The organism is Streptomyces sp. NBC_00872 (assembly GCF_045161915.1).
Classification (GTDB): Bacteria; Actinomycetota; Actinomycetes; order Streptomycetales; family Streptomycetaceae; genus Streptomyces.
Genome location: NZ_CP108806.1, coordinates 4,262,681 through 4,285,952, shown reverse-complemented (window position 1 = coordinate 4,285,952; position 23,272 = coordinate 4,262,681). Strand labels below are relative to the sequence as shown.

Below are 23,272 nucleotides of genomic sequence, written 5' to 3'. Positions count from 1 at the left end.
TTCACGAACACGGATGGATACCAGCGGCAGGGGGGCTCAGGAGGGGCGTCGCACCAGTTCCACGCCGATCAGCTCCACCCTGGGAGTCCCGTCGTGGTCGATGAGCGCCAGATCACACCGCGCCCCCGTCTCGTGCACCTTCCGGGCCCGCACCACGCACCGCACGGTGTCCGTGACCGGGCCGCCCCGGTGCACCCGGCACTCCGCGACCGCCATCGGCAGTGAGGCGTCACCGAGGACGTCTTCGGCCCACAGCAGCGCGAGTTGCAGACCACCGTCGACAACAGCCGGATCCAGGTGCCAGTTGTCACCGCTCCAGCCGAGCTGACGCAGACCGGTCAGGGTGGCCACCGCTCCCTCGGCGCAGATTCCGTGAACCGAACGGAGGGCCTGGAACCCCGGTCCGTGGAAGAGCACCCGGCCGTCGTAGATCTCGTCGCGCGCCAAGGGGACCAGCCCCTCCGGGGTGTCCCAGCTCTCCCTGCTCGGGGCGCTCGCCTCAAACCCCAGGACTGCCCGGAAGTGCGGCCTGCCGTCCTCACCGAGCAGTTCGGCCTCCAGGTCCGACGGCGCTCCGGCCATCGCGGGACGCCCCTGGAGGGGGAGCCGGTGCCCCTGGGAGTCCAGTTGTCCCAGGGCGACCTTGCTGAACACTCGGAGGTCGCGCAGCACTACGCCGTCGGCGTCCGGCCGCCACGCCTTGGCGGCGCCGGTGAACCAGTCGAGAACCATCGCCACCGGCAGCACCGGCACTCCGTCGATGGCGTGTTCCGCGAGGTAGGGGTGGGTGCGTGAGTGGATCCGCACCTCCGCCTTTCCCGGCTCGGTGACACCGGCCGTCGAACCGAGGCCGTCACCGGCCGCGACGACCACCCTGGTGTCGGCGGCCGGATCACCCAGCTCCGCGGTGAAGGCGGCGGCACCTTGCCAGGTGGGGATCACAGCGACACCGGCCCGGCCGAAGTGCTCGGCCAGCGCCGGGGTGACCATTCCTCCGCGCCACGGACCCCACGCGATGGAACGCACCAGGCAGCCGGGCCGCCGGACACGTTCGACTGAGGCCACCTGGTTGAGCACCTCGTTGGCCATCGCGTAGTCACTCTGTCCGACGTTGCCGAAGACCGAGGCCACCGAGGAGAACAGGACGATCGTGTCGAGGGGGTCGGCCGCGGTCGCCTTGAGCAGCGCGCGCAAGCCGCCGGCCTTGGTGGCCAGGACCTGGTCGAACTGCTCGTCGGTCTTGTCGGCGATCAGCTTGTCGGCCAGCACTCCCGCACCGTGCACGATCCCGGTGACCGGCCCCCACTCCCGGCGTACTTCCTCCAGTACGGACGTCAGCGCCACGCTGTCCCGGACGTCCACCCGCACGTACCGGACCTGGGACCCCGCGCCCTCCAGCGCCGCCAGCGTCGCTCGTACCTCACGTGCCGCCAGGATCCCGCGGGCCTCCGCGGCGACCGCGGCGGGAGAGGTGTCCCCGGGGCGCCGCGCGAGCGTACGGGTGAGCGCCACCTCGTCGGTGGCCGTCGCCAGTCCCTCGGGTTCTGCGGCCGGATCGGTGCGGCCGAGCAGCACGATCCTCGGCCGGTGAGTCCTGGCGAGATCCAGCAGTGCGGCGGCCGTCACCCCGCGCGCGCCACCCGTAGCCACGATCACCGAGTCCGAGCCGATATTCGCGGTCGAGCCGGGCCCCGACGGCGCGGGCACCGCGCTGAGTGTGGTGCGGGTGCCGTCGGCACGGAGTCCGACCTCCGTCGCGGGGCCCCCATTGAGCAACTCGCCGACTATCGCTTCTGCGACGGCGTCGGCGTCGCGTCCTCCGCGCTCGCAGTCGATCGCCTTGACCGAGGCGGCGGGCCATTCCTTGGCCGCGGTCCTGGCCAGCGCGGCGATACCGCCGAGCCATGAACGGTCGGCCTGGCGACCGTCGAGACCGAAGTCACCACCGGTGTCCTGCACCGTGACGAACACCCCACCGTCAGCGGCGAACCGCGCGGCGACAGCACGCGCCAACCGGAAGGCGCCCCGCTGGAGTTCCAGCGCCTCTTCTGGCGAGTCGATCTCCGCGAGGCCGCCGAGGTGTACGACCCCGCGCGTGCCGGGGGCGGGGCTGGTCACGACGGTCGCGCGGATACCGTGGCCGGTCAGTTTGGCGGCCACCAGTTCGGCGGTTCCTGAACCGCCGTCAATCACCGCGAGGGGTCCCTCACCGAGACCGGCCATCGCGAAGCCTGGCGCGGGAGCGTTCAGCGCGCGAACGGTGAGCCTGCTCAGCACGACCTGTTCGGCGGGATCCCGGCGTACGACGGGAGTCTCCGGGACGGCGACGGTGTTGGTGTCCGGGGCCGCGACGGTGTTCTGGACAGGCCTGGGGCTGGTGCTCGTGCCGGTGGTGAACGCGTCGACGATCTCCCGCAGCGAGCGGAGCTTCCCCAACTCGGCGACGTCACCCTCCGGCAGATCACTCACCCGCTCACGCATGGCGGACAGAATCTCCACCCGCTTGATCGAATCCACCCCCAGATCCGACTCCAACTCCATGTCTACGTTCAGCATCTCGACCGGATAACCCGTCCTCTCCGCCACCACCGACAACAACAACTCCTCGAACCCCACCGGGACGCTCTCCGGGGGCGCGGTGACCGGTGGCGATGGAGTTACGGGGGTGGATGAGGGAGTGGGGGACACGGAAGGCGCGGGCGACGGAAGCACCACGGGTGCCGCGGCAGGCGGCGGAACCTCATGAGGCGATGCCACCTCGGGCAGTGTGGGCGGTACCGCCGGCGCGGGCGGCATCAGACCCGTAGGAGCAGGCGCGCCACCGTCGCTCCGCGCCCCCAGCATCGCGGCGAAGGTCGTCTCCGTCATGCTCAGAAAGGCCATATGACTGTCGATCAGCATGCGATGGACGGCGGCGTGGGCTTCTGCCGTGTGCCGCTGCGCACTCTCGATCATGGAGAACCAGCCGGCATCCGCAGTGGACGGTACGGACACAGCGGCCATGGGAGCCGGCACCGCTGACGGGACAGACACAGCGTTCACCGGCCCTGGAACCACGGGCGGCACGGACGTAACAGCCGCAGGCGCGGCGGTGGTCATCGGTATCGACGTATCCGCCACGGGTATGGACACCGGCTGCTGCCGGGGCGGATTCGGTGGGGGCAGCGCGGGGGCCCCGCCCACGGGCGGGTAAGGCTGACCGTAGTTGGCTCCGTTGAGCTGGACAGTCATCTTCGGCTTGCTCTCCTTCGCTGCCGGCTCGGGCGGCGCGTAGGGCGCCCACAGGTCCTCGTAGTCCAGCTCGGTACCACGCACGGCAAGGCGGCCGAGGGCGTCCTGCAAAGTGGTGATTCCGTTGCGTCCGGTACGGTCCAGGTTCACCACCAGATGCTCGCGGTCGCCGAGGGTCTGCCCGACCAGGCCCGTCAGCGTGGCGCCGGCGCCCACCTCGACGAACGTCCGCACCCCTGCGCCGTACATCGCCTCGATCTCGTCGCTGAACAGCACCGGCGAGGCCAGGTGATCGGCGATCCTGCGCCGGATCTCCCCGGGTGACGAGGGATAGGTCGAGGCGTCGGCATTGCCGTACACGTCGATCCGGGGCTCCTCGACCGTCAGTTCGGACAGGAACGCGGACAGCGGTTCGCTCGCCGAGGCGACGACGGGGGAGTGGAAGGCGGTCGCGGTGTTCAGCCGTCGAGTGGTGATGCCGTCCGCGGTGAGTCTCCGCTCGACGGCCTCGACCGCTTCGGTCGCACCGGAGACCACCACCTGGCTCGGAGAGTTGTGGTTGGCCACCCAGACGTCCGGGCCGCTGCTGGTGACGACGGCCTCGACCTGGGCCAGGCTTGCCGTGACGGCCAGCATCACCCCCGAGGTGGTCGCCGCTTCCCGCATCAGCTCACCACGCCTGTGCCCGAGGCGCACCAGGGACTCGGCGTCCAGTACGCCCGCGGCATGCAGGGCCACCAGCTCGCCGAAGCTGTGTCCTGCCACGCAGTCCGCTTCGAGGCCGAGGCCGCGCACCACAGCGAGCAGCGCGAGGCTGTGCACCGCCAGCGCGGGCTGCGCGTACTCGGCGGTGGTCAGCAACGCCTCTTGGGCGGCCCGTTCCGCGTCGCTGAAGACCGGCGGCGGAAAGACCAGCCGGTGCAGCGGCCGGTCACCCAACTCGACGCTGCCCAGCCGGTCCCAGATCGCCTGGGCAGCCGGCGACAGCATGGCGACATCGGCCCCCATCCCGACGTACTGGGCTCCCTGGCCCGGGAAGAGGAACGCGATTCTCCCAACGGAGGCCGGGCCGACGGCGTAGTGGACACCCGTCGGAGTGGTGAATGGCCGGCCGGGCTGCCGCCGGATCAGGGCGGCGGCCTGTGCGACCTTCTCCGACAGGTCGCCGGTGTCCGAGGCGACGACGGCGAGCCGCGCAGCGTCGCTCGCCCGGAACCTCGCCTGGCTCTCCCGGGCGATCTCGGCCAGCGAACGGCCGCTGTCGCCCTTCTGCTCCAGCAGGGAATCGGGCGACGGGCCACTGAACAGCACCAGCTCCGTGGGGGCGGTACGGGTGCGCCACGCCGTACGACCGGCGGACTGCCCTGACGGCGTGTACTCCTCCAGCGTGACGTGGAAGTTGCTGCCGCCGAAGCCGAAGCTGGAGACCGAAGCCCGGCGCGGATGCCCGGCGGACCGCACCCAGGGGCGCGTCCGGGTGTTCACGTAGAAGGGGCTGTCGCCGGTCGCCAGCGCGGGATTGGGACGGTCCACCTTGATCGTCGGAGGCAGCACCTTGTGGTGCAGGGCAAGGACGGCCTTGAGCAGTCCCGTCGCGCCCGCCGCGCACTTGGTGTGACCGATCTGCGATTTGACCGAGCCGATCGCGCACCACTGCCGGTCCTTACGGTCGGACTCGTCGTACACCTGGCGCAGCGCGGCGAACTCCGCGGCGTCCCCGGCGGCGGTTCCGGTGCCGTGCCCCTCCACCAGCTCGACGGTCCCCGGGCCGTAGCCCGCTTCCTCGTAGGTACGCCGCAGGGCCCTGGCCTGTCCCTCGGCCAGCGGCGCGTAGATCGCCGTGCTCTTGCCGTCCGAGGAGGTGCCGATCCCCCGGATCACCGCGTAGACCCGGTCGCCGTCCCTCTCCGCGTCGGCGAGCCGCTTCAGCGCGTACATGGCGATGCCCTCGCCGAGCATCGTGCCGTCAGCCGCGTCGGAGAATGGCCGGCAGTCACCGCTGGGAGACAGCGCGGGCGTCTTGGAGAAGCACATGAACATGCCGATGTCGTTCGCGGTGTCGACGCCACCGCTGATGACCAGGTCGGACCGGCCCAGCGACAGCTCGCTGACGGCGGTGGACAGCGCCGCGAAGGAACTGGCGCACGCGGCATCCGTGGTGTGGTTGGTGCCGTGCAGATCGAACCTGTTCGAGATCCGCCCGGCGACGACATTGCCGAGCATTCCGGGGAAGGTCGACTCGGTCCAGGGGGTGTAGTGCGCGGTGATGCTGTCGCAGACAGCCTGCGCCTCGGCCTCCGCGATGCCGTTCTCCCGCAGGGCCTTGAGCCACACCGGACGCTGGGTCCGCGCGCCCATGTGCCCCATCAGTTCCATCGCGGCCGCGCCCAGGATGACCCCGACCCGGTCACGGTCCGTCCCCGCCAGTCCGCCGGTGTCGGCGAAGACCTGCTCAGCCACCATGAGCGCGAGCAGTTGCGCGGTGTCCGTCGCCGACAACGTGTTCGGCGGGGTACCGAAAGCCAACGGATCGAAACCGACGTCCGGCAGGAACGCTCCCCGGCGGGCGTACGTCTTGTCCGGCGCGGTGGGATCGGGGTCGTAGTAGTCCTCCACCAGCCAGCGGCCGGCCGGGACGTCGGTGATCAGGTCCCTGCCCGCCACCACGGTGCGCCAGTATTCTCCGGCATCCGGCGAGCCGGGCAGCAGCGCGCCGATACCGATCACGGCGATGGGAACCTGCCGGCGGCGAGTGTCTGACATGCTCTCTCTTCCTTGGCGGCCGATGCGGTCAGGCAAGGCGGTACGGCGTGAAGGCGAACGCCGAGGGCGGTACGGGGACGCCGTGGGTGCGAAGCTGGTGGGCGCGGGTGGTCACAGCGGCGCCTTCAAGCAGGTTGAGCGCGATCTGCACCACCGAACGGTTCGCCGGTTCGGCCAGGAAACTGCCCGCGGCCCACCGGTTGAACGCGCCCATCGCCGGACCGCACCAGATCTGGTAGTCGGTGCGTCTGGCCGTGTCCCCGGTGATGGCCCAGCGGCTGGAGTTCCCCAGATACCAACGGAAGACCAGTGCCATACGGTGCTTGGGGTCGGCCTCGGCGCGGGCGATCTCCGCGGGGTCGCGCTGCTGCCAGAACTGCCGGGTCAGTGACCAGACTTCGTCGATCGGGGCGCGCAGTACATCCCGTTCGATCTTGGCGCGCAGCCGCACCGGCAGCTCCTCCAGTGACGGATACCCCCGGTACGCCTCGTAGAGCTGAGCTGCTCTCGGCCCGAACATGGTGCCACGGCGCAGTACTTGGAGCTTGACGCCCAACTCGAACATGTCGGCGGCAGGCGCCATGATCACATCGGCCACGTCCGCGTCGGCCAGCATCGCCTTGGCCTCCTCGGAGATGCCGGCTTCCGTGGCGACCTGGTTCACCGACCCCGTCACGACGTAGGCCGCCCCGAGCGCGAAAGCGGCGGCGACCCCGCCCGGGGTCCCGAGCCCGCCGGCAGCGCCCACCCTGACCGCCCGCGGGTAGCCGAAGCGGCGGGTCAGCTCGTCACGGAGGAGAAGGATTCTCGGCAGCAACGACCCGAGGGGCCGGTTGTCGGTATGCCCACCGCTGTCGGACTCGACCGTGATGTCCTCGGCGACCGGCACCCGTGCGGCCAGTTCGGCCTGCTCGGCACTGATCTCTCCCCGCTCCACCAGCGGGCGCAGCAGGTCCGGCGGGGCCGGCGAGAGGAACGCCGCAGCGACCTGGGGCTGTGACACCTTGGCGAACAGCCGCGTACGCCGGACGATTTGCCCGTCCGGGTCCTGGCTCAGCCCTGAGGCCGAGCACAAGACCACGGCCGGGGTCAGTCCCATGAAGGCCGACGCCGATATGCAGGGGACGGAGTGCCGCAGCAACAGCCTGGCGACGCGGTACTCCAGTTCGGGCTCGCTCGGGGAGTGGATCAGGTTGACCCCCCAGTTCGACCGGCCCGCCAGCTCGATGGCCAACTCCCGCACCGCGCGCTCGACCTCGGGAAAGCCAAGACCTCCGGCCCCGAAGAATCCGAGCATCTCGGACCGGGCCATCGCTGTGACCATTCGCGTCGTCGCGATGCCGTTCGCCATCTCCCCTGCCACATAAGGGAAACGGACGCCGTGCGCCTCGCAGAAGGATCTTTCTCCCAGCCATTCGGGATAGAGCGGCGGCAGCGTACCGACAACCTCGCCTGTGGGCCACCGCCCCACCACCAGGCCCAGCTCCCGGCCGGTGGAATCGGCGACGATGTGCAGTTGTTCCCGAATCCGCCGAACGCAGGTCGCGATGTCCTCCGAGGTGAAGCCGGGTGCAGATGTGACGACCGAGCCAGGATGGGCTGAGACGGACACTGGCGGACTCCATCAGGATGTGTATCTTGCGTGAACCAGAATGTGCCTCGACAGCGTTGCGGGCAGCGGGGTTCGCTCATCACCACCGGGAACTGGACGCCGTCGTCTGCTTCTTCGAGCGCACGCCGGCCAGCAGATAGTCCAGGTCCACTCGGATCCCGGACAACATCGGCCCGAGCAGAGTGCGCACCCGGGTGTCGTCGAAACGCCGGCGGTGGCTCAGATACGGCGTGAATCCGGGATAGAGGTCCGCCACGGTTTCCAGCGGGGACGGGTCACGTGGCCTCTTCTCGACCAGCTTCACCCTGATGGGCACGAGTTGCTCCATCGCCGCGGTCATGGTCGTGGCCGGCACGTCGTGGTCGTGGACGACGTGATACGTGTCGACCTGCCCGGAGGGCTTCCCGCTCGCCAGCCGCACCATGACCCTGGCCGCGTGTTCCACCGGCATCAGGTTCAGGTGCCCGAGAGGATGACCGGGCACGCGCACCACCGGCCGGTTCCCTTCCGGGATACGCGGGCCCCCGAGGCCGATCCCAGGGAGGTCGACCCTGCTCAATGACGCCTGCGCGATCTGATCGATGAACTGCAGCGGGTGCTTCGGCAGCTCCGGGTGCGCCGGCAGGTCGGTGACCAGGACACTCGGCCGCAGCACAACGACCGGACGGCCATGCGCCACTGACCATGCGCGCACAAGGACCTCGGCCTCATACTTGGACTGCTCGTAGCCGTTCTCAAAGCCGTACGCGTCATCCAGTTCGTCCTCGTAGATCACCCCGTCGCGTCGCGCTCCGCCCACGAAGGCGGTTCCGACGTGGTAGACGATCGGTCTCCGGCAGCCGGCGGCAGCCAGCTCCAGCACCTGCCGGGTGCCCTCGACGTTGACGCGGCGGAGCTGCGCCAAGTCACCGTCGAGGTTGATGTCGGCGGCGCTGTGCCAGATCACGTCCAGTTCGTCGGCCAGCCGCTGGAAAACGGCGGTGGGAAGACCCAGCCGCGGCTGTTCCAGATCGGTCTCCACGACCCGGAGTCGGTCGGGCAGCTCCGCGATCAACTCTGCGGGAGCGCCGGTCAGTTCCAGGAACCGGGCGATGCGCTCGAAAGCGCCGCCCGATCCGGCGTGCGCGAGGACGGTCAACGAGTGGTGCCGCCCGAACAGCTCACGAACGAGACGTAACCCGAGGAACCCGGTCGCACCGGTAAGAGCAACGTGCACTTTCGGGGCTCCAAGCCTCAGGGGGACGGGCATCAGGCCGTCGTCTTCGATGAAGCAGGGTGGACACGGTCCGCTCGGACCCTTGCAGGACACCCTTGGCCGTGGAGATCCAATGGATCACGAGAGCGTTGCACGTCAATCAGGATCCCTGAAAATCACCCCAATGGTTGGATGGGATAGATCTTTCACTCGAAAGAGTTAGGGGCCCGACAGGGTTCAGGGCTCACCGCAGCGCCTTCGGCGCCGAGCTGACGCTTCTTCCTGGCGATGATCCTTACGTACGCGAGCCGAGCGTCCGCTTCCGCAAGTCGGCCGGCATGGCGGCCTGCCGGCGGGGGCGGGCAGGGCCGCCTCGACGCGTTTCCGGACGGTGCGCACAGGCTGAGGCCGCTGTGGACGCATACGGTGCACTGGGTGCCGGAGTGCGCTCACCTGGCCCGTCCGAACGGTGAGGCTGCGTCGTCGCGAGCCGGCCTCCACCGGTGGTGGCCGACGCGGAGGTCGTGCTGTCCACAGGGACTCCAGGCACGCTTTCGGGCCCCTGCGGTCCACCGCGATCCGGACCGTCCCCGCTGGATGCCACAGTCCGCCATGGCGGTAGCGGCATCTGTCGCTTCCCCCGAGGAAGCCGCTTGTGAAGACCTCACCCTGCTCCACGGAGCCCCAACTCCACCGGGAAAAGCCGACGTTCGACTCAGTAGCGCCCTCTCGTCGGCCGACACGCTACAAATCTTCTTCGCCTTGCACATCGTGCGGAGAGCATGCTCTATCGCATTCGCGATCTCATAACGGCTTGGGCTGGAGTGGCTCAGGTCACCGGATCCGTGTCTCGTCCTTTCGGGAACCGCATCCGTCTGAGCGGTCGCGCAAGTGCGGCTGGATCCGCCACCACCAGATGGGGCACGCGGAGGGCCCGCCCACACCCCGAGAGGTCTGGACAACAAAGAAACCCCGGGCCGCTGGCCCGGGGCGTTCTGCTGGAGCGGGTGACGAGAATCGAACTCGCGCTCTGAGCTTGGGAATCACCTGGTACTGCATAGGCTTACCCGCCTCTGGCCTGGGGAAACGCGTCCCTGGGGGCGTGCCGCAGTGGCTTCGTTCGGGCCCCTGCTGACCGCTGTTCACCGTCCTGACTGGCAGGTAGTGGCACGCCCATCTTTGGGTGGTCGGGTGAGACGCTGGTGGTCGGCCGAGAGCTGAGCGGGAGCGGCCGCGTTCGGTACGGCCGCGGACCCCCGGTACGGCAGCGGGGCCCGGACCGTGCGTCGCGGCCCTGGCCCTGCCCCGTGCGGTGCCGCCCTGTGACAGTGGTGCGTCAGCTCTGTGCGGTGTCGTCGCCCGTCTGCCTGGCGCCCTCGGCTGCGCCTGCCTTCTCGCGGATCTTGCGCACCAGCTCCGCCTTCCGGTCGGCTGCTCCCTGACGGTCGAGGTTGCGGTGCGGACCATTGTTCTGCCGTTCGGCGCGGGACAGCCTCTTGCGCTGGCCGCCGCCCATGCCCACAGGGTTGTTGATGTTCTTGCTCACAGTCATAGGTTCTCCCGGAAAGATGTGAAGTGATCTACGGATTCATCGGTGGGGGACGGGCGCGGCGACGTCGAGGGACGTCAGCAGGGGCCCATCACGCTCTCACACGTAAATCCGCGTCCTGGCCTTCGGCCGAGTATGCGCCGTGCACGGACATGCTGGTCATGTATCGGTGCAAGCACGAGACATCGATCCCGAACTCCCCGATCGCCCGCGCCCCGACCGTGCCCTCCATGGTCTCCAGCCGCGGGGCAATCGTGTCCAGCGCCCGGACACCTACGGCAGGAACCCTTGTACCGTTCGGCAAGAGCATCCCGGATGTCGAGGGGCTTACCGGCCTTCAGCGCGTGACGATCCCCGGGGCGGGTCCCCGGCTGGGCCGCAGGACTGCTGGCGCGAGGCCCGCGCTGGTAGGGTTGGGTCGCGCTTGCAGAGAGCCTGGGCCCGTGCCGGACAAGGTACGGGCCCAGGTCCGTTCAGGGCGCCGAAACGAGGAACCCCCAATGAAGGCGAAGCAGTCGGCCTCCGGTCGCTTCGGACCCGGCAGGTCCGACCAGGGGAGGGCCCCGCGGGGCGAGCTCTCGGTGCCGGGGACACGGGCGCCTGGCCTGCCGCCGGCCGGGTCCTTCGCGGAGCTGGAACTGCCGGTCGAGCTGATGGGGGTGCTGGCGGGGCTCGGGGTACAGGAGCCATTCCCGATCCAGGCGGCCACCCTGCCGAGCGCGCTGGCCGGCCGGGACGTCCTCGGCCGCGCGCGGACCGGCTCGGGAAAGACCCTCGCCTTCGGGCTTGCGCTCCTCGCACGTACGGCGGGCCGGCGTGCCGAACCGAAGCGCCCTCTCGCGCTGGTCCTGGTGCCGACAAGGGAACTCGCGCAGCAGGTGAGCGAGGCGCTGACTCCCTACGCGGAGGCGCTCGGGCTACGCTCGGTGACTGTGGTCGGCGGGCTCGCGATCAGCCGGCAGGTGGCGGCGCTCCGGGCGGGTGCCGAGGTCGTGGTGGCGACGCCGGGACGGCTGGCCGATCTCGTCGCCCGGCGGGACTGCCACCTGGACCGGGTGCGGATCGCGGTGCTGGACGAGGCTGACCAGATGTGCGACATGGGTTTCCTGCCGCAGGTCTCGGAGACCCTGGACCGGATGCCCCCCGGCGGGCAGCGGATGCTGTTCTCCGCGACGCTCGACCGCAACGTCGATCAACTGGTCAGGCAATATCTGAGTGAGCCGGTGTTCGCCACGGTCGACCGGGCGGAGGGCTCGGTCGCGACGATGGAGCACCACGTACTGAACGTCCATCCCGCCGACAAGTACGCGACAGCCACCGAGATCGCTGCTCGGGACGGGCGGGTGCTGATGTTCCTGGACACCAAGCACGGTGTGGACCAGTTCACCCGCCACTTGCGGAGCAGCGGCATACAGGCGGGAGCTCTGCACAGCGGGAAGTCACAGCCGCAGCGCACGCACACGCCGGCCCAGTTCAAGGACGGCGAGATCACGGTGCTGGTGGCCACCAACGTCGCTGCCCGTGGCATCCACGTCGAGCACCTGGACCTCGTCGTCAATGTGGATCCGCCCTCCGACCCCAAGGACTACCTCCACCGCGGCGGGCGCACCGCGCGTGCCGGGGAGTCCGGCAGCGTAGTCACGCTTGTCACGCCCAGCCAGCGCCGGGACGTGAACCGGATGATGTCGGACGCCGGGATCCGGCCCACGGTCGCTCAGATTCGCTCCGGCGAGGAGAGACTGACCAGCATCACAGGCGCGAAGCGCCCGCCGGTGCAGGACGGGGCGAAGACCGGCAACGCGGCATTCCGGGGTCTGGGTACCCGCGCGGGCCGCCCGCCGAAGGAATCGCGCAAGGCCGCGGAGGCGCGCACGATGGCGGAGGCCCGCAAAGCCGCCCGAGCGCGCAAGGCCCACTGACGGGCGGTACGGCCGCCGCGGTCGGGAGACACAAGGAGGCACCCACTGCCTCGCATCGAGTGGAGCGTCAAGGAGTGCCGATGACGAACAGGGTCCAACGACCCCAGGAGGACGCCGAGTTCGAGTTCATCCTGGCGAGGGCGGACGTGCCGGTGCTCGCGTACTTCCACGGGGTGTGGCCCAAGGCCGCGGCAGCATGCAAGGAAATGGATCCCCTGGTGCGGGAGGTGGCCAACGCCTATCAGGGCCGACTGATCGTCGTGCGGGCCGACATCGCAAGGTGCCCCAGCCCCGTACGGCGGTACGGCGTCACCGGCGCGCCCTCCTTCGTGCTGATCGATCGGGGCGAGGCGATGGCGGCCGGGAGCGGTCCGATGTCCAGGACCGCGCTCGGGGAGTTCCTGGACGCCCACCTGTGAGCAGGCCGCATACCGGCTGGCGAGGTTGTGCCCGCAGCGACCGGCCCGGGCACCCTCGCGGCCGCAGATGTACAACTCTTCACCGAAACCGGCGAGTGCCCTGGCGAGGTCCTGGTGCTCGCGCAAGGCGGCTACCCGTCGTGGCTGGAAGTCTGCCCATCGAACTACGAGACCGAAGTGAACCTGGGCGCCACGCGTCGGTGGCTCAGCCAGCCCCGTGATCACGGAACGCCGGCGTCCAGCTCTCTCGAATCAGGACCTCACCACGATTCAACCGACATCACGAGTTCAAGTTCGGTAGCGGACGGGCCTGAGTGACCGCAACTTCCGGGTGCTGATTGTCGGCGCCGGCACTTGGTGCGGGGGAGCATCCGTATCACCGATTGACCGCCAGATGCGGTGCGCAAGTGGTGCGCGGTCCTCGAAATGGTCTAGACAACAAATAACCCCCGGGCCGCGGGCCTGGGAGTTTGTCGTAGAGCGGGTGACGAGAATCGAACTCGCGCTCTGAGCTTGGGAATCAGCGGTGCTTGAGCCGTTGAAGGGGCTATGACCTGCGCTTTCCCGTGAGGAAGCTTGGATTGCCATGGTCTCTGGAAGCTGTACCTGACCGCTGCTGTCCGCTCTGCTGGGCACGGATGGGGCACGAGGGTAGCGGTGCAGCGGACCCTGCCAGGGGGTGTGCTCGGGGTGGGCTGTCGGGTCAGAGAGGGATGATGCGGACCTGGTTGCCGCAGAGCTTGGTCATGTCGTCGCTGTCGGAGGTCAGGAGGGCGACGGGTTTTTGCTGACGCAGGGCGACCTCGGCGACCGTGGCGTCGATGGCGTACTTGTGTCCGTGCAGCCCGGCGCCCTTGAGGAGTTCCGCTGCTGCTTTCGCCGCTTGTTCGGTGACCGGCTCCACCTTGACGCGGGACAGAGCCCAGTTCAGGCGAGGCATGTTGGTACGGGAGTGGCTGACTTCCACGATGGTGTTCGCCCCGATCACGAGGTCGGCTCCCATGTCGTGAAAGACCTGAAGCATGGCGAGGAGCTTGCGGTCCTGACCGATCCAGGCGGAGAGCCCTTCCGAGTCCAGGACAACGGTCTCGATGCGCTCGCTCACGCGGCGTCCGCGCCCTTGGAGGTGCCGGCGGAGCCGAAGATCTTCGCGCGTGCCTCGGCGAGCTCCTCGTCGCTGAAGGGTCCGTGCTCTTCCTCATGGCGGCGGAGGTCCTCGCCCAGAAGCTGGTGCCGGATCTGGCGGGCTACGGCCTCCGCTACGTAGCCGGAGACGTTGTCCGTGAGCTTGCGAAGCTCCGCCACCTGGTCGCTGGGGAGGGTGACGGTGATGCGAGTCGTTGAGGACATGATGGCATCATACTGGAGTATGCGCGTGTTGGCGTGTGCTTCGGGTGCGATCCTGCGGGCTCCAACGGTGAAACGGGGCGTCGTGGTCGGGCTGTCCGTGGTGGGGGAGGCGCCGGTCCGATTCCGCTGGTGGGCAAGCAAAAGGGCCCCGGTCACTGACCGGGGCCTTCGTCCAAGAGCGGGTGACGAGAATCGAACTCGCGCTCTGAGCTTGGGAATCACCCGGTACTGCATAGGCTTACCCGCCTCTGACCTGGGGAAACGCGTCCCTGGGGGCGTGCCGCAGTGGCTTCGTTCGGGCCCCTGCTGACCGCTGTTCACCGTCCTGACTGGCAGGTAGTGGCACGCCCATCCTTGGGTGGCCGCATGAGACGCTGGTGGTCGGCCGAGAGCTGAGCGGGAGCGGCCGCGTTCGGTACGGCCGCGGACCCCCGGTACGGCAGCGGGGCCCGGACCGTGCGTCGCGGCCCTGGCCCTGCCCCGTGCGCTGCCGCCCTGTGACAGTGGTGCGTCAGTTCTGCGCGCTGTCGTCGCCCGTCTGCCCGGCGCCCTCGGCTGCGCCTGCCTTCTCGCGGATCTTGCGCACCAGCTCCGCCTTCCGGTCGGCGGCGCCCTTGCGGTCGAGGTTGCGGTGCGGACCATTGTTCTGCCGTTCGGCGCGGGACAGCCGCTTGCGCTGGCCGCCGCCCATGCCCACAGGGTTGTTGATGTTCTTGCTCACAGTCATAGGTTCTCCCGGAATGTGTGAAGTGATCTACGGATTCATCGGTGGGGGACGGGCGTGGCGACGTCGAGGGATGTCAGCAGGGGCCCATCACGCTCTCACACGTAAATCGGCGTCCTGGCCTTCCGCCGAGTATGCGCCGTAGCTCCGGGCGCAGTTCCTGCGTCAGGATGGGCGGGTGACGGTGAGCGAAGTGGATCTGCTGGCGCTGCTGCGTGAGCTCGATGATCCGGAGTGGCTGGAGTGGCCGCGGCATTACGACCGCGGTGAGAACGCTGTCCTGCTCGGAAGACTGGTGTCCCGGCTCGAAGACGACTTCGCGGTTCGCTGTACGGCTGAGCAGGACACCCAGGACTCCAGTGAGTACGGACGTGTTGTCGTACCGGGGGATGCAACGGTGTGCGGGACGCGGATCGTCGTCTGCGTGAGTAAGTTCGGCTCTTTGGCTCTCGTCTGTGCCGATAATCCAGGAGCCTTCTTGGGTACGGACGAGGCCCAGGCAGAGGGGGAGTTGGACGCCGCCGATCTCGCCAAGGTCAATCGCGCGTTGGTCGACCTCGGGTATGTGGTGGTTCCCGAGGAACTGCTGGAGTGCGACTACGACGGGCCGAGCCAGCTGCCCCGTCACGTTCAGTGGCCTACCTGGTGGCATCGCTTCTTCGGCATCTTCTGACTGATCACGTCCCGAGGGCCAAGCTGGTGCCGATGAGCCACCCGTCCGCCCACATGCAGCCGGTATTGAGACTTTTGGCCTTCATTTTTGCGCCATGTCGCAATAACTCACGTCCGCATGACCCAGCTCAGAGGGAATGCGTCTCGCCATTCGAGAAGCCTGGCGCGGAAAGGCTCCCAGGTGGCACGGAAAGCCGCTCAAACGTGGCTCCTGCCAGCAGATAGGGCTAGCGGAGGGCTGGTTCACCTGAAAATGGTCTAGACAACAAATAACCCCCGGGCCGCTGGCCTGGGGGTTTGTCGTGGAGCGGGTGACGAGAATCGAACTCGCGCTCTGAGCTTGGGAATCACCGGTGCTTTGTTCGCTCCCTTGCAGGTCAGCCAATTAGGTGCCTCCTGGGCCTGACCTGTGGAGCAGCCGCCAAGTGCTGCAATTGGCCGTGGTTTACCGCTTCTACTGGTGCGGCAGTGGTGCGAGACAGGTGCCCCTTCTCTGTTGCCGTCGCGGAGGTGACAGAGAGTATCGGTGCCGGGCATGTTCTTTCGGCCGACGGATCAGTGTTACGTAGCGGCTGTCGGCTGAGGCCGCTCGAAGCGGCGCCGTCTCGCTCTCGGACCGGTGTGCGACCCTCCTGAGTCGATGACGACCCCCGATCGCCCCGGCCGAGCTGGCGGCGCAGACCGGCCTGTTGCGAACCCTCCCGGGTGGATGACGACAGGCGATGACCGGCAAGATCATCATGCGGAAGGCGCTGTTGCGAAACCTCCTGGGCTGATGAGGCCCCGAGCTGGGCACACAGCCCGTTGCTCTGGTCGGGATGTTGAGAACACCCTCCTGGGTTGATCACGACGAGGAACTCGCCGAACGGGACTACCTCGCCGACCAGTTGCGAACCCTCCCGGGTTGATGACGACGAGGCGCCGTTGCACAGGAGCTGGCGCAGGTTCCAGTTGCGAACCCTGCTGAGTTGATGACGACGGGCGCCCACCGCCACCCACGCCCTGGTCGCCGGCACGTTGCGAGCCCTCCTGGGTTGATGACGAGCCGGAGGAGCGGTACGACGTCCGGCAGTTGAAGACGTCGTTGCGAACCCGCCTGGGTTGATGACTACGTGATTCGCTCCGTGGCAGCAGCAATCCACGCGGGTCGCGAACCCCCCTGGGTTGATGACGACCCTGTACCGCGGCGCGTTCGGCGCCACGGAGCCAGCGTTGTGATCCCTCCTGGGTTGATGACGACAGCCCCCTCACCCTCACCGGCGTGACCTGGGCCAGCCGTTGCAAACCCTCCTGGGTTGATGACGACAACCGTGCCGGAGGCCGCCGCGCTGCGCTGCTTCGGGTTGCGAACCCTCCTGGGCTGATGAATACGAGGTAGGACTCCCATCCGCCGGCCTGGATCTGCGCGCGTTGCGAACCCTCCTGGGTTGATGACGACATCGGCAGAAACCGGTCCGACGGAGGTGCGTACACGTTGCGAACCCTCCTGGGTTGATGACGACCGCTCGGAGATCTCCCGGCCGCCATCGGGCTCTACCGGTTGCGAACCCTCCAGGATTGATGGCGACGACACCCGGACCTGCACCGACTGCGGCGCCCACCCGTTGCGAACCCTCCAGGGTTGATGACGACCCGCGCGGCGCTTCCCCCGGCCCTGCTGGATCATCCGTTGCGAACCCTCCAGAGTTGATGACGACTCCATGGCGACCGCGTGCCAGGCGCCGTCAGGGCCTCGTTGCTAACCCTCTCCAGGGTTGATGACGACCTGCTGCCGACGCGCGGCGGGCTGCTGCCGAAATGTTGCGAACCCTCCTGGGTTGATGACGACCGCAATCGAGTCCGGCCGCCGGCGTGTGAAGACCGCGTTGCGAACCCTCCTGGGTTGATGACGACCCTGTCCCCGCCCCGGCCAGAACCTCCCCTTCTACGGGTCGTCATCAGCCCTGGAGGGCTCGCAACCGGACGCGTGTGCCGCGGGCGACCGCTGGCACCGCCGTCGTCATCAGCCTTGGAGGGCTCGCGGGCCTTGGCCCTTGCGGGTGGACACCATTCGTATTGTTATGCGACAAGTGTCAGGGTTGCTGACTGCTGCTCGTAGTCGATCGGGGCTCGCTGTCCGTTCGCCGAGTGCCGGCGGCGGGTGTTGTAGCGGGCGATCCACCGAAAGACAGACAGGCGGCAGCCGCGGACGCCGTCGAAGCGGCGGGCGCCCCTGAGCGTCTCGCGTTTGAGGGCCGCGTTGAACGACTCGGCGAGGGCATTGTCCGCCGATGTGCCCACCGCGCCCATCGACTGGGTCACCCCCAACTGAGCGCAGACGGACGCGAACTCACGGGACTTGTACTGCGCCCCGTGATCACTGTGAAAGACCGCTCCGGCCAGAGAACCGCGGGTGGCTGCGGCGGCTCGGAGGGCGTCGCTGACCAGCGAGGTGCGCATGTGGTCGGCGATGGACCAGCCCACCAGGCGGCGCGAGAAGCAGTCGATCACGGTGGCCAGATACAGAAACTCGCCGTCGCCCACCGGCAGATAGGTGATGTCGCCGACGTACTTGGTGTTCGGCGTGGTGGCGGTGAAGTCGCGCCGCACCAGGTCCGGCAGGGCAGCGGTGGACGGCGCGGGCAGCGTGGTGACCTGGCGTCTGCGCAGCCGCAGGCCGGCGATGCCGTGCTCGCGCATCACCCGCCCGATGCGTTTGTGGTTGACCTGGATGCCGGCCTCGCGCAGTTCGGCGGTGATGCGGGGGCGGCCCCAGGTGCCGTCCCACTCGGCGTGCACGGCCCGGATCCGCTCAGCCAGTACGGCATCGTCCTGCTCGCGGGCGGCCCGCGCCTGACGGCCGGCCCGCCACTTGTAGAAGCTGGAACGGGCCACTTCCAGCACGTGGCACAACCGCTGCACGCCCCAGGCGCGGTGGTGGTCCTCGATGAAACGGCAGCGGTTCACCAGTTCATCTCGGCGGCGAAAAACTTCGTCGCCTTGCGCAGGATGTCCCGCTCGACCGCGAGCTTCTGGTTCTCCTTGCGCACCTGTTTCAGCTCCGCGCGCAGGGCCGCGATCTCGGCCTCCATCTGCTGTTTCGTGGCCTCGCCCACCGGGATGTCCTTCGTGTTGCCGTTGCTCGTGCCGCTCTCGCCGCGGCGGGCCCGCTCGGCCCGCACCCAGTTGCGCAGCGTCTCCCGGCTGATCCCCAGATCCTTGCCGATGCCCTCGAAGGTATGACTCGGATCCGACAGGTACAGCGCGACCGCGTCCGCCTTGAACTCGGACGAGTAGACCTTCATCACCATAAAAGATGCCTCTACCCAGCCCCTGGCGGGGCCGGGATCAGAGGTGTCCACCACTCGGGGACAGGTCCCCGCAGCGTCAGTCCGCCGGTCCACCACCAGCACTCGTCCGGGGTTGTCATCAGCCTGGGCGGGCAGCCGGGCGGTTGTTATCCGCTCCGTGACTTGCGGTACGGCTGTAGGGCGGGATGCGGGTCCTCAGGAGAGACTGCTGGGCAGTGAAATACATACAACCCCCAAGTCATTGCCCTGGGGGTCTGTCGTGGAGCGGGTGACGAGAATCGAACTCGCCCTCTGAGCTTGGGAATCACCCGGCGCGTGATGGCCACGCAGGACGCTGATCAGCGGAAACGCAGTGTGGAGTGCGCCTGTCCGAGGGGCGGACAGGGCCCGTAGTGACCGCTGTTTACCCCTACGAGTGGCACGCGGTACCCTGAGAGGCCGTGGGTGGGGTGATCTCTTGCAGGATGCATGCCGACAGGGGTGGCCGGTCTTGGACCGGCGTGGGGATCCGCCTGGGGGTGATGAGGACGCATGTTTCGCCGCATGTGCCACCAGGGCGTCGCGGTGTAAACCCCTGTGGGTTGATGACGACCCGCGCTGATCGCCACATCCACCAGCACCGGCTGCGTGTTGCGAACCCTCCTGGGTTGATGACGACGACATGGTCACCGCCTCCGGGTCCCTGCTGTCGTTGCGAACCCTCTTGGGTTGATGACGACCGATCGTCACGATCTACCCCTCACCCGCTCGCGGGTTGCGAGCCTTCCTGGGTTGATGACGACACTCGTGGCGCGCGGTGCGGCGTACGCGGCGGAGTAGTTGCGAACCCTCCTGGGTTGATGACGAGCCTCACCCGAGCCGTAGAGCAGATGGGGCACATCCCGTTGTGAACCCTCCTGGGCTTGATGACGCGCTTCTTCCACGGCGGAGACCTGTCCCGGGCGATGCGGTTGCGAACCCCCTGGGTTGATGACCGCCCCGCGAGATCGCCGCCCGCCACCAAGCCGCATACGGGTTGTGAACCCTCCTGGGCTGATGAGGATTAGGAACGCCTCCTCGACGAGATCCGCCGTCGCCCCCGCTTGCTAACCCTCCTGGGTTGATGACACCGTCGATTGTGGAAAGGATCACGGAGCGCCTAGACCGGTTGCGAACCCTTCTAGGTTGATGACGACCGGCACGGTCGCGGACCTGGTGTACGGATACTCGGCCGAGTTGCGAACCCCTCTGGGGTGATGACGACCCAGCCCGAGACCGATGAGCACCGCGCGGACCGCATGTTGCGAATCCTCCTGGGTTGATGAGGACTGGCAATTCGGTATTACGTTGTTGCCCCTGGCGGGGTGATGAGGCGTATTGCTTGCAAGGCAAGGCGCGTACGTTGTTACCCCTTGCGGGGGTATGAAGGTTATGGAGGTTTCAAGTTTCGTGCCCCGGTTGGGGCTTGATTGTATCCCTGGACTTACTGGTGGACTCTTCCGAGGCCGTTCTCCGGGTCGTATTCGGCGTCGATGACGTTGACCTTGAGCTTGTCGTCCCAGGTTGTCGCGGTCTTGCCGGCGATAGGGATCAGGAGGTCTTCTGCGAGAAGGCGGCCTGGTCGTTGGCCGTTGTCGGTGGCGAGACGGCGGGCGTATTCGTCTCGGTCGGCTTTGAGGACGGCTTCTTTGCCGTCGAACATGGCGTCGAAGTCGTCCTTGAGTTCGGAGCGGTCACGAAAGGGTTCGGTCCAGGTCAGGAAGGCTTCGCTGAATCGCTCCTTGGACAGTTCGAGTTCGGCGCGCCACTCTTTGCCCCAGGAGCCGGCGGTGTCGGCGTAGATCTCGTTGAGCCAGGTGGTGCTGAGCGCCTCGTCAATCACTTCCTCGTGGTGGCGCTGGAGGATGTTCCAGGCCAGTGCGACCGGTGTTTTCGGGTAGACGCCGTCGGCGAAGAGACCGGGTTCGTCACTCCGGGGCATGTACTGGGGCGCGTGGACGATGACGTCGGCGGGTGGCCTGGAGCCGCTGCGGTTGACGCGGCCGAAGCGCTGGCAGAGTGCATCCATGGGGGCGCAGGCGGTGTGGATGCTGTCGAAGTCGACGTCGAGGGAGACCTCGACGGTCTGCGTTGCTACGAGGATGCCGCCCTTCCTGTCCTTGTGTCCGTTCTTGTAGCGGTCGCGGATGCGGTCTTCGATAGCGGCGCGGTGATCGCGTCGGTATCGGGAGTGGAGCATGATGGCCGCGTCCGTGTCGCCGCCGTGGATGCGCCGGGAAATGCTTCCGAGCTGGCGGTAGAGAGCGCGTGCCGTGGGCCGGTTGTTGGCGACGACGAGAAGGGCTTCTCCCGCTTCGAGCCGGCCGGTCATCTCCGTGAGAGCCGCGTCTGAGCCGAGGGGGTGTCGTCGTACGGAGAGGCGGTGCCGACGCGGGAAGACGGTTCCTTCGGGGGGCTCGATCAGGTGTACGTCCCGCGCGAGGGCCGTGCGGATGGCTTCTTGGAGCGCGTCGGGGAGGGTGGCGGAGACGATGGCGAACCGGCCTCCGATGTGTTCCCAGAAGCTCATCATGGCGAGGATCATGCCGAGGCGTTGTGGATCGTAGGCGTGGAGTTCGTCAAGGATGAACAGGGAGTTCGCTGTGTCGAGGAGAACGCTGGAGTGCCCGGGGCCGGCGAGAGTGCCGCGCAGGGGTTGGTAAGGGGTGCCGACCCGGATCAGCTCCCGGAAGAGGCGGGTTGCGTTTTCCTGGGCCAGCGATTTGCGGGCGGCGGCGAGGGCCTCGGCGTCTGTGGCGCATTCGTCTTCCAGCGCGCGGGCGAGGTAGTAGGAAGCAGCGTGGGAGTGCGAGACGCCGATTTGATCTTTGGCTTGGAGGTCGTTTTCGAGGCGGCGGACCATGGCGTTGATCGCTGCCAGGTAAGGCAGGAGGTAGAAGATGCGGGGTGTGCCCTGCCCGGCATCGGTCATCTCCTGGAGGTTCCGCAGGGCCCACAGGAGTGCCGCCTCTGTCTTCCCGGAGCCGGTCCAGGCGCGGATGAAGATGTGACCACTGGTGGCTGCGGCTTCGGTTTGGTGCGGACGGAGCTGGAAGCCCTTGGCTGTGAGGCGGCGTTCGAGGCGCTCCTGATATTCGGGGGTGAGCGGGTGGTTCCTGTGTACGGAAGTGTGGGCGGAAGCCATGCGGTCTGCCATCGTCACTCCGCCTTGCAGCAGGACTGCGGTGAGGCCGTCGGCTTCGTCTTCGGGGGAGCGGGCCCATTCCCACTGTTCGAGGAGTTCACCGAAGAGGGTGTGCGCGTCCCGGATGAGGATTTCGGGGGTGAGGGCGGGGCGGGGGCCGCGGGGAATGAGCCCGGCCTTGATGGCTGTGGCGTGCAGCCAGATGGCCAGGTCTTGGACCGCGTCCGCGTTGATGGGACCGAACTTCTTCGTGAAGTCTTCCGCGGTGTCGCGCCCGTACAGGGGGAGGAGCGAAGGGCGGCGGCCTCCATTGCCGGTGATCGGCCGGTGGTGGGTGACGACGCCGGCGGCGATCCACAGGATCTCTGCTCTGGGGAGGGCTGAGAGCACGGTGGGGAGGAAGCCGAGGGAGAGAACTTCGTGTCGTTCGCCCCATACCTGAGCTGGTTCGGAGGTGTTGCCGATCTGCCGCTGGTGGCCGTGTGCGGCTTTGCCTGGGTCGTGCAGGAGGCCGCTGGCCGATAACCAGGCGGCGAATCGCTGGGGTAGGACGGCGATCCGTCCGATGCGGGCATTGACCGTGTTTGACCGGTGGAGCGTGGCCAAAGAGTGGTCCTTGAGCAGTTCGCCTTCGGTGTCTCGGCTGCGTGGGCTTTTCGCTCGCAGGGGGCGGGCGTCGTACATGTTTTTCCTTATGCGGATGCGTGGACGGGATGGACCGGTGGGAGCAGGACGAGGGCCTGGTCGGCTTCGGTGGTGTAGTCCGCTGTGATGGTGGCGTGTGTTCCGGTACGGGCGTAGCGGTAGGCGTCCCATTTGGTGCGGGCGCGGTTCAGGGCGATGGCGGTGGGGAGCCGCAGCTGTTCGCCGTTGTTGATGGTGTCGGGGTCGGGTGCGGTGCTGTGGGGGATGAGCGCGTGACCCTGTCTGCCCGTGTTCTCGGGGGTGAGGTGCACTCGACGGGTACGGGCGGTGGCCAGGTCCTGTGACCGTCCGAGATGGAGCGGCCAGACCGGCTTACGGATTGCGGTCTCCCACATGTCCAGGTCCGTGGTCAGCCAGGTGGTCAGGGTGATGCCGGTAAGGAACTCGCGCTCTTTGATGGTGGCGTTGCGGCTGGCTGTTTTGGCCGCGGCGGGGTGATAGGTCTCCAGGTCGGTGCCGGAGCCTTCCGCGGTGAAGGTCATGGCGAAGCGCGTGCTCTCGGGGACTTGGTCCCAGGTGCCGACGGTGGCGGCGAGCATGCCGGCGACGGTGCTCGGTGGAGGGCAGGGCAGGCCGACCTGGATGCCCTGGTAGAGCGGATTGCGGAAGCTGGCCACGGGGGCGGTGACGGTGATTTCGAGGGCTTCGACGCTGGACATCGAGGTCTCGTCTCCTGACAG

The 23,272-nt window shown here is 67.9% G+C and carries 13 protein-coding genes; 3 read left to right on the top strand and 10 right to left on the bottom strand.

Going from position 1 to position 23,272, the window contains the following annotated elements; translation table 11 throughout:
- Positions 1-36: 36 nt before the first annotated feature.
- The 4 genes from OG214_RS18325 to OG214_RS18310 form a co-directional block, all read right to left on the bottom strand.
- On the bottom strand, positions 37-5,994 hold the full coding sequence (locus OG214_RS18325; protein ID WP_405985312.1) for an SDR family oxidoreductase: 5,958 nt from the start codon (positions 5,992-5,994) through the stop codon (positions 37-39).
- A 28-nt stretch (positions 5,995-6,022) separates the two neighbouring features.
- Positions 6,023-7,606 (bottom strand): PfaD family polyunsaturated fatty acid/polyketide biosynthesis protein, encoded by a 1,584-nt coding sequence (locus OG214_RS18320; protein WP_363079952.1) that lies wholly within the window; start codon positions 7,604-7,606, stop codon positions 6,023-6,025.
- A 79-nt stretch (positions 7,607-7,685) separates the two neighbouring features.
- Complete coding sequence (locus OG214_RS18315; protein WP_363079953.1) at positions 7,686-8,855, bottom strand: SDR family oxidoreductase; 1,170 nt, start codon at positions 8,853-8,855, stop codon at positions 7,686-7,688.
- Positions 8,856-10,137: 1,282 nt separating this feature from the next.
- Positions 10,138-10,353 carry a DUF6243 family protein gene (locus OG214_RS18310; RefSeq protein ID WP_405985311.1) on the bottom strand — a complete coding sequence of 72 codons (216 nt, stop codon included), beginning with the start codon at positions 10,351-10,353 and terminating at the stop codon, positions 10,138-10,140.
- Positions 10,354-10,850: 497 nt separating this feature from the next.
- On the opposite strand from OG214_RS18310, the gene OG214_RS18305 reads away from it, so the two are divergent.
- Positions 10,851-12,269 (top strand): DEAD/DEAH box helicase, encoded by a 1,419-nt coding sequence (locus OG214_RS18305; protein ID WP_405985310.1) that lies wholly within the window; start codon positions 10,851-10,853, stop codon positions 12,267-12,269.
- 80 nt (positions 12,270-12,349) lie between these two features.
- Positions 12,350-12,688: a thioredoxin domain-containing protein gene (locus OG214_RS18300; RefSeq protein WP_363085873.1), complete on the top strand. Its 339-nt coding sequence runs from the start codon at positions 12,350-12,352 to the stop codon at positions 12,686-12,688.
- A gap of 703 nt (positions 12,689-13,391) precedes the next feature.
- Here OG214_RS18300 and OG214_RS18295 read toward each other — a convergent pair.
- The 3 genes from OG214_RS18295 to OG214_RS18285 all read right to left on the bottom strand — a co-directional run bounded on the left by OG214_RS18295 (position 13,392) and on the right by OG214_RS18285 (position 14,765).
- On the bottom strand, positions 13,392-13,793 hold the full coding sequence (locus tag OG214_RS18295; RefSeq protein ID WP_405985309.1) for a PIN domain-containing protein: 402 nt from the start codon (positions 13,791-13,793) through the stop codon (positions 13,392-13,394).
- Positions 13,790-14,038, bottom strand: coding sequence for a type II toxin-antitoxin system CcdA family antitoxin (locus tag OG214_RS18290; protein ID WP_319679026.1), 249 nt, complete (start codon positions 14,036-14,038; stop codon positions 13,790-13,792). Before OG214_RS18290 ends, OG214_RS18295 begins: the two co-directional genes overlap by 4 nt.
- A gap of 511 nt (positions 14,039-14,549) precedes the next feature.
- Complete coding sequence (locus tag OG214_RS18285; protein ID WP_363082321.1) at positions 14,550-14,765, bottom strand: DUF6243 family protein; 216 nt, start codon at positions 14,763-14,765, stop codon at positions 14,550-14,552.
- Positions 14,766-14,940: 175 nt separating this feature from the next.
- Here OG214_RS18285 and OG214_RS18280 point away from each other — a divergent pair, with 175 nt between their 5' ends.
- A complete protein-coding gene (locus OG214_RS18280; protein ID WP_405985308.1) occupies positions 14,941-15,435 on the top strand; it encodes a hypothetical protein in 495 nt (164 codons plus the stop codon).
- A gap of 2,057 nt (positions 15,436-17,492) precedes the next feature.
- Here OG214_RS18280 and OG214_RS18275 read toward each other — a convergent pair.
- The 3 genes from OG214_RS18275 to cas5 form a co-directional block, all read right to left on the bottom strand.
- Positions 17,493-18,724, bottom strand: a protein-coding gene (locus OG214_RS18275) for an IS3 family transposase (protein WP_363082323.1) whose coding sequence is annotated in 2 segments (ribosomal slippage) — positions 17,493-18,403 and positions 18,403-18,724 — 1,233 coding nt in all. Because the reading frame shifts where the segments join, the coding sequence is not laid out codon by codon here.
- Positions 18,725-20,186: 1,462 nt separating this feature from the next.
- Positions 20,187-22,571: a CRISPR-associated helicase Cas3' gene (gene cas3, locus OG214_RS18270; protein WP_363082324.1), complete on the bottom strand. Its 2,385-nt coding sequence runs from the start codon at positions 22,569-22,571 to the stop codon at positions 20,187-20,189.
- Between the two features lie 8 nt (positions 22,572-22,579).
- On the bottom strand, positions 22,580-23,251 hold the full coding sequence (cas5, locus tag OG214_RS18265; RefSeq protein ID WP_363082325.1) for a CRISPR-associated protein Cas5: 672 nt from the start codon (positions 23,249-23,251) through the stop codon (positions 22,580-22,582).
- Between the last annotated feature and the right edge of the window lie 21 nt (positions 23,252-23,272).

What these genes read in the sequence shown, in the direction of transcription:
- OG214_RS18325 (WP_405985312.1), bottom strand. Translation starts at nt 5,994, where the DNA reads ATGTCAGACACTCGCCGCCGGCAGGTTCCCATCGCCGTGATCGGTATC.
- OG214_RS18315 (WP_363079953.1), bottom strand. Translation starts at nt 8,855, where the DNA reads ATGCCCGTCCCCCTGAGGCTTGGAGCCCCGAAAGTGCACGTTGCTCTT.
- OG214_RS18310 (WP_405985311.1), bottom strand. Translation starts at nt 10,353, where the DNA reads ATGACTGTGAGCAAGAACATCAACAACCCTGTGGGCATGGGCGGCGGC.
- OG214_RS18305 (WP_405985310.1), top strand. Translation starts at nt 10,851, where the DNA reads ATGAAGGCGAAGCAGTCGGCCTCCGGTCGCTTCGGACCCGGCAGGTCC.
- OG214_RS18300 (WP_363085873.1), top strand. Translation starts at nt 12,350, where the DNA reads ATGACGAACAGGGTCCAACGACCCCAGGAGGACGCCGAGTTCGAGTTC.
- OG214_RS18290 (WP_319679026.1), bottom strand. Translation starts at nt 14,038, where the DNA reads ATGTCCTCAACGACTCGCATCACCGTCACCCTCCCCAGCGACCAGGTG.
- OG214_RS18285 (WP_363082321.1), bottom strand. Translation starts at nt 14,765, where the DNA reads ATGACTGTGAGCAAGAACATCAACAACCCTGTGGGCATGGGCGGCGGC.
- cas3 (WP_363082324.1), bottom strand. Translation starts at nt 22,571, where the DNA reads ATGTACGACGCCCGCCCCCTGCGAGCGAAAAGCCCACGCAGCCGAGAC.
- cas5 (WP_363082325.1), bottom strand. Translation starts at nt 23,251, where the DNA reads ATGTCCAGCGTCGAAGCCCTCGAAATCACCGTCACCGCCCCCGTGGCC.